Origin of the sequence: Micromonospora sp. NPDC051925 (assembly GCF_044548625.1) — a bacterium.
Lineage (GTDB): Bacteria > Actinomycetota > Actinomycetes > Mycobacteriales > Micromonosporaceae > Micromonospora.
This window is the reverse complement of sequence record NZ_JBIUCH010000023.1, coordinates 25,183-38,587: the sequence shown is the minus strand read 5'-3', so window position 1 is coordinate 38,587 and position 13,405 is coordinate 25,183. Positions and strand designations below refer to the sequence as shown.

Sequence of the window (13,405 nt, the reverse complement as noted above, 5' to 3'; positions counted from 1 at the left end):
GACAGGTCAGGAGATGTCCCGCCGCCGCATGGTGAGCGCGCCGATGGCACCGGCCACCACCGCGTACCCGATGAGGACCGCCGCCCCCGCCCAGCGCGGCGGGTTGCCCGGGATGTCGGTGCCGCTGACCATCAGCGACGAGGCCAGCGACGGCACCAGCACCTGGAGGTCGTTGATCCAGTCGCCCCAGCGGTTCGCCAGGATGCCGATCGCGATGGCCGCGCCGACCGCACCGCCCAGGTAGAGCAGGATGCCGGTGACGGTCGCGCCGATCTGGCTGCGGATCAGCACCCCGAGGCCGACGCCGAGCACCGACCAGAGCAGGTACGCCAGGCCGTTGAGCGCGGTGGCCCGCCAGACCGCGCCGCTGCCGAGCTGGGAACCCAGGTCGACGCTGCTCATCACCAGTGCCCCGAAGATCAGGTTGAGCACGGTGGTGGCCAGCCAGAACAGCATGGCCACGACGGCCGCGGCGACCAGCTTGGCCACCATCACCGCCGTGCGGTGCGGCACGGTGAGGAAGGTGGTGGTGACCGTCTGGTGGAAGAACTCGCTGGTCACCACGATGATGCCGAGCAGCATCACGATGAGCAGCCCGAAGAACTGCCCGTTGGTGTAGACGTTGGCGGCCAGGCTCTCCACGGCCCGCGAGGCCTCGATCTGGGCCTCCTGGTCGGCCGACATCTCGCCGAAGTCGCTGTTGGCCAGCGCGTCGGTCTGCAACCAGTTGATCAGCGCTGTGAGCGCCCACAGCGGCAGCGTGATCAGCCCGAAGATCCACCACGTGCTGGTGGTACGGATCTTCAGCAGCTCGGATCGGACCAGGTTCATCGAATGCCCGCCTTCCCGGCCGTCAGCTCCAGGAAGACCCGCTCCAGGTCGGGTCGTTCCGGGGTCAGTTCGTGCAACTCGACCTTGGCAGCCAGGGCGACCCGGCCGATCGCCGGCGCGTCCACCCCGCTGACCAGCAGCACGCCGTGCTCGTCGGTCTGCACCGTCGCGGACTGCTCGCGCAGCGCCACGGTCAGCTCCTCGGCCTGCGGGGTGCGCACCCGCACCTGGCCGCTCTGCGCCATCGAGCCGAGCACCTGCTCGACCGGCCCCTGCCGGATCAGCTTGCCGGCCGCGATGATCACCACGTCGTCGGCGAGCAACTGCATCTCCGACAGCAGGTGGCTGGAGACCAGCACGGTACGTCCCTCGTGGGCCAGCCCCTTGAGGAAGCCACGCATCCAGCGGATGCCCTCCGGGTCGAGGCCGTTGGCCGGCTCGTCGAGGATCAGCACCCGGGGGTCACCGAGCATCGCGGCGGCGATGCCGAGCCGCTGCTTCATGCCCAGCGAGTAGCCCTTGAACTTGCGCTTCGCCGCCGGACTGAGCCCGACCAGGGCCAGCGCCTCGTCGGCCCGGCTCTTGGGTAGGCCGGCCGCCGCGCAGATCACCCGCAGGTGGTTGACGCCGGTGCGGCCCTTGTGCGCGCTGGACGCCTCCAGCACCGCGCCCACGTGCCGCAGCGGGTCGGTCAGGTCGGCGTACCGCTGGCCACCGATGGTCGCGGTGCCACCGGTCGGGGTGACCAGGTTCAGCAGCATCCGCAGGGTGGTCGTCTTGCCCGCCCCGTTCGGGCCGAGGAAGCCGGTCACCCGACCGGCCTCGACCGTGAAGGACAGGTTGTCGACCGCCCGTACGTTCTTGTACTGCTTGGTCAGTCCGGACACGACGATCTGGCCGGTGCTGGGGCTCCTCTGCCCGTCGGACATCGTTCTCCTCCCGTGCGGCGGCGCCTCGTGCGCCGCATCCTGCGGCGTCGTTGCGGAACGCGCCGCTGCCAGCCTGGCTGGTCAGGTCAAGCTACGCCATCAGCCCAGGTCGGTAAGTCGTACTCCGTCTCAGGCAGGAGGCGGTCGTCCTCAGGGACGAGACGCGGAGGGCAGCGCGACCCAGGTGGCGCGGGCCCGGCCGAGCAGCCCACCGGCGCTGTCGTAGAGGCTGGTGTGCACCACCGCCAGGCGTCCCTCAGCAGTGACCACCGCGCCGGTGACCACGCACTCCTCGCCCGGCTCGGGCAGCGCGTCGAGCGCGACGGTGATCCGGCCCAGCACGTACGGCCGGCCGGGAGTGATCACCGTCCAGCCTCCCGGGCAGTCCAGCGCCGCCCAGGCGGTCGGCGCGGTCACCCGCTCCGGCGTCCGCCACGGCGCGGCGGTCCGGCCGTCGGGCAGCCGGCCGGGGAAGATCCGCAGGCCGTCCGGGCGATCCGGGCCGCAGACGTAGCAGCCGGGAAAGGGGTGGTCGACCAGTCCCGGGTACGCGGCCGAGGCGGCGGTCGCGCTCGCCAGGTCGACCGGTGGGACCGGGGCGGGCGGGTCACCGGCCGGGCGTACCTCGGCGACCAGCTGCCCGTCCGGGTCGTGGACGTCGCCGTCGGCGAGGGTGAGCGGGGTGTCCAGTGGCGGTGGGCGGCGCAGCGTCACCTCGACCGGTCGGTCCGCGCCGTACGCCCCGGCGAAGACCCCGGCGCTCCAGCCGCCGTTGCCGGAGCCGGGCGGGCCGTTGTACCGGGATTCGATGATCATCTGCTCTCCGCGTGTCGTACGTCCGGCCCGGGTGGCCGGGTGCCCGGAGGCAGCCTCGCACGCCCCGCCCGGCCCGCGAAACGCCCCACCGGCCCCACCGGTCCCGTCGGTCTCGCTGGTCACGGTGGGGGCCGGTCCGCCGACCGGCGTTCACCGGATCGACACCCGTCTCCGGGCGGCCGGCAACCCGGGGCACCTACACAGGTCCCATGGCTGTTCTGCATGCCGCTGGCGCACCCCTGACGACCAGTGGATACACCCTGCTGATCGCCGACGACCCGACCCAGGTCGCGGCCGCGCAACGCCTGCGCCACGAGGTGTTCGCCACCGAACTCGGCGCGACCCTGCGTCCGGACGTCGCCGGACTGGACACCGACGATCTCGACGTCCACTGCGACCACCTGATCGTCCGCGAGGAGCGCACCGGCGCGGTGGTCGGCACCTACCGGCTGCTGCCACCGGGGCGGACCGGCCGCCGGTACGCCGCCGGTGAGTTCGACCTGACCGCGCTGGACCCGCTGCGCGACCTGCTGGTCGAGACGGGCCGCTCCTGCGTCCACCCGGACCACCGTTCCGGCGCGGTGATCAACCTGATGTGGGCGGGGCTGACCCGCTACCTGCACCTGCGCGGCTCGAACTGGCTGGGCGGCTGCGCCTCGGTGCCGGTCGGTGACGGTGGCCGGGCAGCCGCCGAGGCGTGGACGCTGATCCGGGCCGGCCACCTCGCACCCCCGCCACTGCGGGTACGCCCGCTGCGGCCCTGGTTCGCCGAGCCGGGCGCGGCGGCACCGGAGACCGCCACCGGCGACGCCGCCGGGCGGGCGCTGGTCCCCCCACTGCTGCGCGGCTACCTGCGACTCGGCGCGTGGATCGCCGGTGAGCCGGCGTACGACCCGGACTTCCGCTGCGCCGACTTCTACGTGCTCTTCTCGCTGGACCGGATGAACCCGCGTTACCTGCGGCACTTCCTGGGCGGGGCGGCGCGGTGAGCGCCGAGCTGTGGCGGCCGACCGCCGGCTGCGGCCCGGACTGTCTGCCGGGGGCGGGGCGGGCGGAGGTGTCGCTCGGGCGGCGGGCGGCCCGGTTGCTGGGCGTACTCGGGATGGTGCTGGTCGGGGTCGGTCTGGTCGTACTGCTGCCGGTGCTGCCGGCGGCGGAGCGGGCGGCGGCGGTCCGGGGCTGGGCCCGGGGGACGGCCGGGGCGCTCGGGGTGCGGCTGGCGGTGCGCGGCCGGTTGCCCCGGCGGCGGGCGTTGCTGGTCGCCAACCACGTCTCCTGGCTGGACGTCCTCGCGGTGCTGGCGGTCGCGCCGGCCCGGCTGCTGGCCAAGCGGGAGGTCCGGAACTGGCCGGTGCTGGGGCTGCTGGCCCGCGCCGCCGGCGCGGTCTTCGTCGACCGGTCGCGGCCCCGGGAGCTGCCCCGCACGGTGGCCCGGCTCGCGGCCACGCTGCGGGCCGGTCACCCGGTCGCGGTCTTCCCCGAGGGTACGACCTGGTGCGGCAGCACCCCCTCGGCGGACTGCCGGCCGCGCCGGGGATTCCGGCCGGCGGCGTTCCAGGCGGCGATCGACGCCGGGGCGCCGGTGGTGCCGCTGCGGATCGGCTACCGCTGCGCCACCACCGGGGAGGCGACGACCACGGCCGCCTTCCTCGGCGACGAGACCCTGTGGCGCTCGGTGTGCCGGGTGCTGGCCGCCCGTGACCTGGTGGTGGACGTCGCGGTGACCGCTGCCCTGCACCCGGCCCCCGGCGCGGACCGTCGGCTGCTGGCCCGTGCCGCCGAGTCGGCGGTGCACCTGCTCCCGCCCCGCCCGGTCGCCCTCCGGCCCGTGCCAGCGGTGGCGTCTGCGACGGCCGGCGGGTCTCCGGCTGTCGGTGGGAAGGGGCTCGGTCTGGCCGCCTGACGGGTCATCACCCGTGTCGCGGGCCCACCCGCCCCACCGCGGTACCGCCCGGAGGTGCTGGCGTCGGAGCCCTTCCGGCCCGGACGCCCGGGTGCCCGAAGGCCGGACGGGAAGGCGACACGCGACAGTCTTGTTCTATCGCGATGTATCGCGTTACGCTTCCCTGGTGAGTGGTGGGACCGGTCGGCCCCACCCGAGGGGAGGACGCCATGACCACCTGGACTGTCGACAGCCCACAACGGCTCACCATCGAGGGGCCGGTCACCCGGCTCGACGTCCGGCTGATCACCGGGCGGCTCAACGTGGTCGGCACCGACGGCCCGGCCCGGATCGACATCACCCGGATCGGCCGCCGCCCGCTCGTCGTCGAGCACCACGACGGCGCGCTCCAGATCAGGCACGAGCGCGACCCCCGCTGGCCCGGGTTCCTCTGGTGGTTGGGGCAGCTCGGTCGCCGGTTCCGCACCGAGGTCTCCATCGCCGTCCCGGCCGACGTGCCGGCCTACCTGAGGCTGGTCGACGGCTCGCTGGTCGCCTCCGGGCTGACCGCCGACACCAGCGTGGACGTCACCTCCGGGCGGGTCACCCTGATGGGGCTCGCCGGCCGTACCAACGCGAAGGTCATCTCCGGTCCGGTCGAGGCGCTCGGCGTGACCGGCGACCTCACCCTGGAGACCGTCTCCGGCGAGGTGACCCTCGCCGACAGCGCGGCCGGCCGGGTCCGTGCCAACACCGTCTCCGGGGCGATCACCTGCGACCTGGACAACCCCCGGCGCAGCGAGATCCGGCTCAGCACCATCTCCGGGCCGATCACCGTCCGGGTCCGCGAGGACAGCGATCTCGCCGTCCACCTGCAGACCACCTCCGGCCGGATCACCAGTGGCTTCCCCCAGGTCGTCGGCGGGGCCGGGTCCGGCCCGGTCAAGGACGGCCACGGGGTGCTCGGCGCGGGCGAGGGTAAGCTCTGGGCGTCCGCGACGTCCGGCAGCATCGCGCTGCTCGCCCGGCCGGTGGCCGACGACCAGGAGGAGCAGCCGTGACCGCCGTGTTCAGTCACGGGCGACTCCGGCTCTACCTGCTCCGGCTGCTCGACGACGGTCCCAAGCACGGCTACGAGCTGATCCGGCTGCTGGAGGAGCGCTTCCTCGGCCTGTACGCCCCCAGCGCCGGCACCATCTACCCCCGGCTGCAACGGCTGGAGGCCGACGGCCTGGTCACCCACACCGCCGCCGGTGGTCGCAAGGTCTACGAGATCACCGATGTCGGCCGGGCCGAGCTGCGCCAACGCGCCGACGAACTGAACACCCTGGAATCCGACATCACCGCCTCCGTGGAGGATCTCTCCGCGCTGGCCGGGGAGATCCAGTCCGAGGTGCGAGGGTCGGTGCGCGATCTCAAGCGTGAGCTGCGTGAGGCCACCCGGCAGACCCGGCAGGCCCGCTGGGACCGGCCGGCACCCGGGCCGACGCCCCGCCCGGCGGCCCCCGCCCCGGACGGCTCTCCCCTGCTGGCCGAGTTCGACCAGCGGCTGGCCGCGTTCACCGTGGAGGTCGGCGCGCTGGTCCGGGCCGGCCGGCTCAGCGACACCCAGCTCCGTACCGCGATCCGGGTCCTCGACGGCGCGCTGGACGGGCTGCGCCGGCTGTTGCGCTGACGGCTTCACAGGGTTTTTGCAGGAAGCGTCCAGCGCCGACGCAGCGACGTCACGGATGATGGCCAGCATGGCCGCTACCCAGACCGAGGCGCGACTGCTCGTCGTCGAGGATGACCCCAACATCCTCGAACTACTCTCCGCCAGCCTCCGCTTCGCGGGGTTCGACGTGGCGACCGCCACCAGTGGCAGCGCGGCCCTGCACGCGGCCAAGGACCACCGCCCCGACCTGGTGGTGCTCGACGTGATGCTGCCCGACCTGGACGGCTTCGAGGTCATCCGGATGCTCCGAGAGGGCGGCACCCGCACCCCGGTGGTGTTCCTGACCGCCCGGGACGCCACCGACGACAAGATCCGTGGGCTCACCCTGGGCGGCGACGACTACGTCACCAAGCCGTTCAGCCTGGAGGAGCTGACCGCCCGGATCAGGGCGGTGCTGCGCCGTACGGCCACCGGCGAGCACGCCCCCTCCCGGCTCACCTTCGCCGACCTGGAACTGGACGAGGAGACCCACGAGGTGCACCGGGCCGGCCAGCGGGTGCAGCTCTCGCCGACCGAGTTCAAGCTGCTGCGCTACCTGATGCTCAACGCCAACCGGGTGCTGTCCAAGGCGCAGATCCTCGACCACGTCTGGAACTACGACTTCCGGGGCGACGACAACATCGTCGAGTCCTACATCTCCTATCTGCGTCGCAAGGTCGACAACACCCAGCCCCGCCTGATCCACACCCTGCGTGGGGTGGGTTACGTCCTGCGCAAGCCGGCGGCGTGAGCCCGCTCGACGAGGCGAAAGGGCGGATCCGGAGCGTCCCGCTGCGGGTCAAGCTGGTCGCGGCGGTACTCACCCTGGTCGCCATCGCCCTCGTGGTGATCAGCTCGCTGACCACGTACTTCCTGCGCGAGTACCTGATCGGGCAGGTGGACGACCAGCTGAGTGGCGACACCAACGGGGTGGCGCGGGCACTCAAGGAATCTCGTGGCCCGATCCTGGTCGGTATCCCTACCGACTACGTGGCGGCGCAGGCCAGCAGCTCCGGCGTGGAGGGCCCCTCGCGCTACTCGGGGCTGCGGCCGGAGGAACTGCCCGCGTTTCCCGACGACTTCGCCGGCTTCTCCGCCCAGGTCGGCGAACCGTTCACCGTCCGGTCCCAGGACGGCCGGACCCGCTGGCGGATGCTCTACACCGATCTCGGTGACGGCCGGATTCTGGCCTTCGGCCAGCACATGACCGACGTGGACCTGGCCGTCAAGCGGCTGATCTGGATAGACATGCTGGTCGGCGGGGCGGTGCTGATCCTGCTCGCCTCGGTCGGCGCGGCCATCGTGCGGACCAGCCTGAAACCACTTGTGGAGATCGAGCGGACCGCCGCCGCGATCGCCGGCGGCGACCTGACCCGTCGGGTGCCCGACCCGGAGGAGGGGCAGGACTGCGCCACCTCCGAACTGGGCCGGCTCTCCCGGGCGTTGAACGCGATGCTGGCCCAGATCGAGGCCGCCTTCACCGCCCGCGCCGCCTCGGAGATGGCCGCCCGGACGGCGGAGGCCGGTGCCCGGGACGCGGCGTACGCCGCCCTGGCCTCCGAGGCCCGGGCCCGGCGGTCGGAGGAGCGGATGCGGCAGTTCGTCGCGGACGCCTCGCACGAGCTGCGGACCCCGCTGACCACCATCCGGGGCTTCGCCGAGCTGTACCGGCAGGGGGCGGCCCGCGCGCCGGAGCAGACCGCCGACCTGCTGCGCCGGATCGAGGACGAAGCGGCCCGGATGGGGCTGCTGGTGGAGGATCTGCTGCTGCTCGCCCGGCTGGACCGGGAACGTCCGCTCGCGTTGGCCCCGGTGGAGCTGCCGGTGCTCGCCTCCGAGGCGGTCGAGGCGGCCCGGGTGGTCGCCCCGGAGCGGCGCATCGAGCTGGAGATCGCACCGGGCTCCGGCCCGCTGGTGGTGCACGCCGACGACGCCCGCCTGCGGCAGGTGATCGGCAATCTGATGACCAACGCGCTGACCCACACCCCGCCGGAGGCGTCGGTGACCCTGCGGCTGCGTTCCGAGACCGGGAACGTGGCCGTGGTCGAGGTGGCGGACACCGGGCCGGGGCTCGCCCCGGAGCAGGCCGAGCGGGTCTTCGAGCGGTTCTACCGGGCCGACGCGGCCCGGACCCGCCGGGCCAGCGGGATCACCAGCACCGGCCTGGGGCTGGCCATCGTCGCCGCGCTGGTCACCGCCCACCAGGGCACGGTGGAGGTGGACGAGACGCCGGGCGGTGGCGCGACCTTCCGGGTCAGGCTGCCCCTGCTGCCCGAGGTGGACGGCGACCCGGAATGATCCTCCGCCGGCCGGGGGGTGACTTTCAGATAACTTCCAGCCAGGTTCCAGGCTGGTGACAGTGCCACGGGGAAAACTAGTGGCATGACCGAGTTCGAGACCGACCCGCAGCGTCGGCCGGCTGCCACCGACGCCGAGCCGTCGCACCCCTCCGCCGAGCCGTCCCGCGTCGAGCGCGGCGAGTCCGACACCACCGCCGCCCGGGGCGACACCACCGCCGCCCCCGGTGACGCCGCCGGCCCCGCGGGGGAGCCGGCCGGCACGCCCAGCCCCGGATCGCCGTACGCGCCGCCGTCGTCGCCGTACGCGCCGCCCTCCGCCACCCCGTACCCGCAGACCCCGCACCAGTCCGGTGCGACCGCCGGTGACCAGGCGTACCGGCCCGGTTATCCCACGTCCGCCGGCTACCCGGGCTACCCCTCGGCAGGCCAGCCGCCGTCGGCCGGTTACCCGCAGTCCGGTTACCCGCAGTCCGGTTACCCGCAGTCCGGCTGGGCCCCCGGTCACTCCGGGCAGCACGCCGCCGGGCAGCCCGGTCCGGGTAACCCGTCCGTCGGCTATTCCGGTCAGTACGGCTCCACCGCCGCAGGGCAGCCGGGCACCGGCTACCCCGGCCAGCAGGGGGCGACGGTCACGGGTCAGCCGTCCGCCGGCTACCCGGCGCAGGCCGGCTCCGGTGGACCGGCCGGGCCGCAGCACCCCGGCCAGCCCGTTCCGCCGTGGGCGTCCGGTCCGGGGCCGCAGGCCGGTGGCCCGGGGCCGCAGGCCGGCAAGGTGGCCAAGTTCGTGGGCGCCGGAGTGGCCGTCTTCGCCCTCATGCTCGGTTCCGGCGTGGCCGGCGGCGCGCTCGCCCTCGCCGTCGACGGCGGCGACCGGGGCGGCATCACCCGCACCTACTCGGCCGCCCCGGTGATCAGCAGCGCCGACCTGCCGAAGATCGCGGCGTCGGTGCAGGACAGCGTGGTCTCGATCATGACCGACAGCGGTGAGGGTTCGGGCGTGATCCTCAGCGCCGACGGCTTCGTGCTCACCAACAACCATGTGGTGGCGTCCGCCTCGGGTGGCACCGTCAAGGTGGTCTTCGCCAACGGCAAGTCCGCCCAAGCCAAGATCATCGGAACCGACCCGAAGACCGACCTCGCGGTGGTCCAGACCAGTGGCGTCGACAACCTCAAGGCGGCGAAGTTCGGCGACAGCGACGCCATGCAGGTGGGTGACCAGGTGCTCGCCCTGGGCAGCCCGCTCGGCCTCCAGGGCTCGGTGACCGCCGGCATCCTCAGCGCCCGCGACCGCACCATCCAGGCCGGCAGCCAGAGCCCGGAGCAGCCGCAGGACATCCCGCAGCAGGCCCCGCAGCAGGGTGCCAGCTCGATCTCCGGCCTGCTCCAGACCGACGCCCCGATCAACCCGGGCAACTCCGGTGGCGCGCTGGTCAACACCCGTGGCGAGGTGATCGGCATCAACACCGCCATCGCCACCGCCGGGCAGGGCAGCACCGGCAACATCGGCGTCGGCTTCGCCATCCCGAGCAACAAGGCCAAGGACGTCGCCGAGAAGCTCCAGCGTGGCGAGAAGATCAGCCACCCCTCCCTCGGGGTCAGCGTCAACGCGGCCGAGGACGGTGGCGCCCTGGTCGCCTCGGTCGTCGCGGGCAGCGCCGCCGAGAGGGCCGGCATCCAGCGGGGTGACGTGATCACCAAGTTCGGCGACAAGGCGATCAACGACTCCAACGACCTCGTCGGCGCGGTCCAGGCCGGCAAGGTCGGTGACCGGGTCGAGGTGACCTACAAGCGAAATGGTGCCGAGGCTACGGCAACCGTCACGCTCGCCGAGACGTCATAGCAACGAGACCTGCCTCCTCCGGGCGGGGGGGGGGGGGGGGGGGGGGGGGGGGGGGGGGGGGGGGGGGGGCCGCCCCCCCCCCCCCCCCCCCCCCCCCCCCCCCACGACCGGCTTACTTCTTGGCCTGGCCGGCGGCGACCTCTTCGGCCGTCCAGTAGCCGGAGTCGATCAGCGCCTTCTGGATGTCGTCCTTGTAGACGGTCTGGATCGGCAGCAGGTACGCCGGAACGACCTTGACCTTGTTGTTGTAGGTCTTGGTGTCGTTGGCCTGCGGCTCCTTGTCCTGCAGGTATGCCTCCGCCGCGAGGGCGGCCTGCTCGGCGAGCAGCCGGGTGTCCTTGAAGACAGTGGAGCTCTGCACCCCGTCGTTGATCAGCTTGATCGAGGCGATCTCGGCGTCCTGACCGGTCACCACGGGCAGCTTCTTCGCGCCCTTGCCGTAGCCGGCGTTCTGCAGGGCGGTGATGATGCCCCGGGAGATCCCGTCGTACGGCGACAGCACCCCGTTGACCACCGTGCCGTCGTTGTAGGTGGAGGTGAGCAGGTTCTCCATCCGCTGCTGCGCGGTCTCCTGCTGCCAGCGCAGGATCGCCGCCTGCTCGATGCGGTTCTGACCCGACTTCACCTTCAGCGAACCGTTCTCGATGAACGGCTTGAGGGTGTCCATCGCGCCGCCGAAGAAGTACTGGGTGTTGTTGTCGTCGAGCGACCCGGCGAACAGCTCGACGTTGAACGGGCCGGTCGCGGTGCCCTTCGCGCCGTCCTTGGTCTGCAGGCCGAGCCCGACCAGCAGAGCGGTCGCCTGGGCGACGCCCACCTTGTAGTTGTCGAAGCTGACGTAGAAGTCGACGTTCTTGCTGCCCAGGATCAGCCGGTCGTAGGAGATGACCGGGATCTTCGCGGCGGCGGCGGCGTCCAACTGGCCGCTCAGCGCGGTGCCGTCGATCGCCGCGATGATCAGGACGTCGGCGCCCTGCGTGATCATCTGGTCGACCTGCTGGGACTGGGTGGGGATGTCGTCACCGGCGTACTGGAGGTCGACCTTGTAACCCTTGGCCTCCAGCTTCTCCTTCACCGCCTTGCCGTCGGCGATCCACCGCTCCGAGGTCTGGGTCGGCATGGCGACGCCGATGGTCAGGTCGGCGGGCTTCTTGTCGCTGGTGTCGCCGCCGCTACCGGCTCCTCCTCCGCTGCACGCGGCCAGGCTGAACGCCAATGCCGCGCCGCCGAGCGCAACCAGGAATTTCCTGCGCACAGGTTTCTCCTCTCCGGAACTCCCGCCGACTGCGGGGACCACCTGTCACCTTTCGGGGTAGTGTTAGCGCTCACATCGCCCCCGTCAACACCCCCTCGGAAATCCGGACGTCACGGTCTCGTAACGGGCTCCACCGATTTGTCGGCCCAGTGACCCGCCCGCGCACCGGGGCCTGCGCGACTCCACGCCGCGCCGGCGAACCGGTTCGGCCGCGCCCACACACAGTGACGCCACCGGGGTCGGACGGCCGCCGGAGCCCGTCACACGAGGCTTCCGGCTTGCCACGGGTCCACCATTGACACGGCGAGGGCAGACATTCATGCTTCGCTAAATCAATTTAGCGACCGTCCCCTCTCCACCGTGCGGCCGGCAGACGAGCCGGCGGACGGGACCGGACGGACGGCCGTACCCCGAGGAAAGGACTCGGATGAGACTGCGCAGAGGACTGATCCCGCTCGTCGCCACGCTCGTGCTGGTCGCCTCCTCCGGCACCGCGTACGGCACCCCCGGTGACGACCGCGGCGGCCGGGACGGGATCCGCAGCATCACCCCGATCACCACCGTCTACACCTACGGTCAGAAGGTGTCCGCGGTGGCCGTCGAGTACGGCGCCACGGTCAACCCCCGCACGCTTGACGACAGCACCTTCACCGTGGCCGACACCGTCTACAACTTCCGCTTCGATCCCATCGAGGACCTGCCGAAACTCGCCGACCGCACGGTCACCCGCACCTACACCAACAGCGCACCGACCACCCGGGCCGACCACCGGTCGACACCCGGCCGGTACGTCATCGTGGAGTTGGACCCGGCCGACCAGGGTGGCTGGACGGTGATCGTCTCCAAGTGCCCGACCTTCCTCTGCTCGGTGAAGGTCAACCCCGTGCTGCCCACCCGGGTGGTGCAGCGCAAGGACGTGCACGCCCAGCCGGGCCGGGGCGGTGGCAAGGGGCCGGTGCTGGCCAGGGCCACTCCCGGCCAGTCCCGCCCGGTCACCGAAGCGCCGGTCGACCCGCTGGTCGACGAGTTCCGCTACGGCTCGTTCCTGAGCGCGGGAATGGTGCTGCCCTACCACTACCGCCTGCCGAAGAACTACCAACCGGGCCGCACGTACCCGCTGATGGTCGTCCTGCCCGGCCACGGAATGGGTTGGGACGGCGACAACCTCGGCGTCCAGCTCGCCGCCGACATCCCGGCGACCGCCTGGTCGCAGCCGGGCTGGACCGGCAGCCGCGAGGACGTGATCGTCCTCGCCCCGCAGCACCAGCGGGTCGGCGGCGTCGCCGAGGCCGACCTGCTGGTCAAGCTGCTCGACCAGTTCGTCGACGAGTTCGCCGTGGACACCCGCCGGGTGTACGCGACCACCGTGTCGTACGGCTCCCAGCTGCTGTGGGAGGCGTTCGCCAAGCGTCCGGACCTGTTCGCCGGCGGACTGGTCACCGGCGGTTTCCCGGTCAACACCAGCCAGGCCACCGCGATCGCGGCGGCCGAGGTCCCGGTCTGGATCACCCACGGCGAGCACGACCACCTGCTCGACGTCTCGGGCGCGCGCAACTCCTCCGCCCTGCTGCGGCAGGCGTACGAGACCCGGGGCAAGACGCCGGCACAGATCGACGGGCTGGTCCACTACACCGAGTACGCCGACTCGGCGTTCACCCTGCCGGACTACCACGCGGCGTTCGGGCCGACCTACGAGGACGGCCGCATCCTGCGCTGGCTGCTGAGCCAGCGGAAGCCGGCGAAGCCGGGTAGCTGAGCAACTCCGGCCCGCCCGACCACCGGTCAGGACAGCGTCCGCCCCGGGTGCCCGAGATCGGGGGTACCCGGGGCGGACGTTCCGGTCTTCCCGAGCGGCCGGC

Annotated in this window: 12 protein-coding genes; 8 read left to right on the top strand and 4 right to left on the bottom strand. The window is 72.5% G+C overall.

What is annotated here, in order from left to right; genetic code table 11:
* Positions 1-6 precede the first annotated feature (6 nt).
* The 3 genes from ACIG87_RS26860 to ACIG87_RS26850 all read right to left on the bottom strand — a co-directional run bounded on the left by ACIG87_RS26860 (position 7) and on the right by ACIG87_RS26850 (position 2,576).
* Positions 7-831, bottom strand: coding sequence for an ABC transporter permease (locus tag ACIG87_RS26860; protein ID WP_396854220.1), 825 nt, complete (start codon positions 829-831; stop codon positions 7-9).
* Positions 828-1,760 carry an ABC transporter ATP-binding protein gene (locus ACIG87_RS26855; protein WP_396854219.1) on the bottom strand — a complete coding sequence of 311 codons (933 nt, stop codon included), beginning with the start codon at positions 1,758-1,760 and terminating at the stop codon, positions 828-830. Before ACIG87_RS26855 ends, ACIG87_RS26860 begins: the two co-directional genes overlap by 4 nt.
* 150 nt (positions 1,761-1,910) lie before the next feature.
* Positions 1,911-2,576 (bottom strand): hypothetical protein, encoded by a 666-nt coding sequence (locus tag ACIG87_RS26850; RefSeq protein WP_396854217.1) that lies wholly within the window; start codon positions 2,574-2,576, stop codon positions 1,911-1,913.
* Positions 2,577-2,785: 209 nt separating this feature from the next.
* Here ACIG87_RS26850 and ACIG87_RS26845 point away from each other — a divergent pair, with 209 nt between their 5' ends.
* The 7 genes from ACIG87_RS26845 to ACIG87_RS26815 all read left to right on the top strand — a co-directional run bounded on the left by ACIG87_RS26845 (position 2,786) and on the right by ACIG87_RS26815 (position 10,291).
* A complete protein-coding gene (locus ACIG87_RS26845) occupies positions 2,786-3,565 on the top strand; it encodes a GNAT family N-acetyltransferase (protein WP_396854215.1) in 780 nt (259 codons plus the stop codon).
* A complete protein-coding gene (locus ACIG87_RS26840; RefSeq protein WP_396854213.1) occupies positions 3,562-4,479 on the top strand; it encodes a lysophospholipid acyltransferase family protein in 918 nt (305 codons plus the stop codon). Before ACIG87_RS26845 ends, ACIG87_RS26840 begins: the two co-directional genes overlap by 4 nt.
* Positions 4,480-4,688: 209 nt before the next feature.
* Positions 4,689-5,519, top strand: a complete 831-nt coding sequence (locus ACIG87_RS26835; protein ID WP_396854212.1) for a DUF4097 family beta strand repeat-containing protein — start codon at positions 4,689-4,691, stop codon at positions 5,517-5,519.
* Positions 5,516-6,133, top strand: a complete 618-nt coding sequence (locus ACIG87_RS26830; protein ID WP_396854210.1) for a PadR family transcriptional regulator — start codon at positions 5,516-5,518, stop codon at positions 6,131-6,133. The genes ACIG87_RS26835 and ACIG87_RS26830 overlap by 4 nt, the downstream gene beginning before the upstream one ends.
* A 67-nt stretch (positions 6,134-6,200) precedes the next feature.
* Positions 6,201-6,902, top strand: coding sequence for a response regulator transcription factor (locus ACIG87_RS26825; protein WP_088646020.1), 702 nt, complete (start codon positions 6,201-6,203; stop codon positions 6,900-6,902).
* On the top strand, positions 6,899-8,449 hold the full coding sequence (locus tag ACIG87_RS26820; RefSeq protein ID WP_396854208.1) for a sensor histidine kinase: 1,551 nt from the start codon (positions 6,899-6,901) through the stop codon (positions 8,447-8,449). Before ACIG87_RS26825 ends, ACIG87_RS26820 begins: the two co-directional genes overlap by 4 nt.
* Before the next feature lie 84 nt (positions 8,450-8,533).
* The gene (locus tag ACIG87_RS26815; protein ID WP_396854207.1) at positions 8,534-10,291 is read left to right on the top strand and encodes a trypsin-like peptidase domain-containing protein; all 1,758 of its coding nucleotides are present in this window, start codon (positions 8,534-8,536) and stop codon (positions 10,289-10,291) included.
* 112 nt (positions 10,292-10,403) lie between these two features.
* On the opposite strand, the gene chvE is transcribed toward ACIG87_RS26815, so the two are convergent.
* A complete protein-coding gene (gene chvE, locus ACIG87_RS26810) occupies positions 10,404-11,546 on the bottom strand; it encodes a multiple monosaccharide ABC transporter substrate-binding protein (RefSeq protein ID WP_396854205.1) in 1,143 nt (380 codons plus the stop codon).
* 427 nt (positions 11,547-11,973) lie between these two features.
* Between chvE and ACIG87_RS26805 the strand changes: the two genes are divergently transcribed.
* Positions 11,974-13,302: a hypothetical protein gene (locus tag ACIG87_RS26805; protein WP_396854203.1), complete on the top strand. Its 1,329-nt coding sequence runs from the start codon at positions 11,974-11,976 to the stop codon at positions 13,300-13,302.
* Positions 13,303-13,405 lie beyond the last annotated feature (103 nt).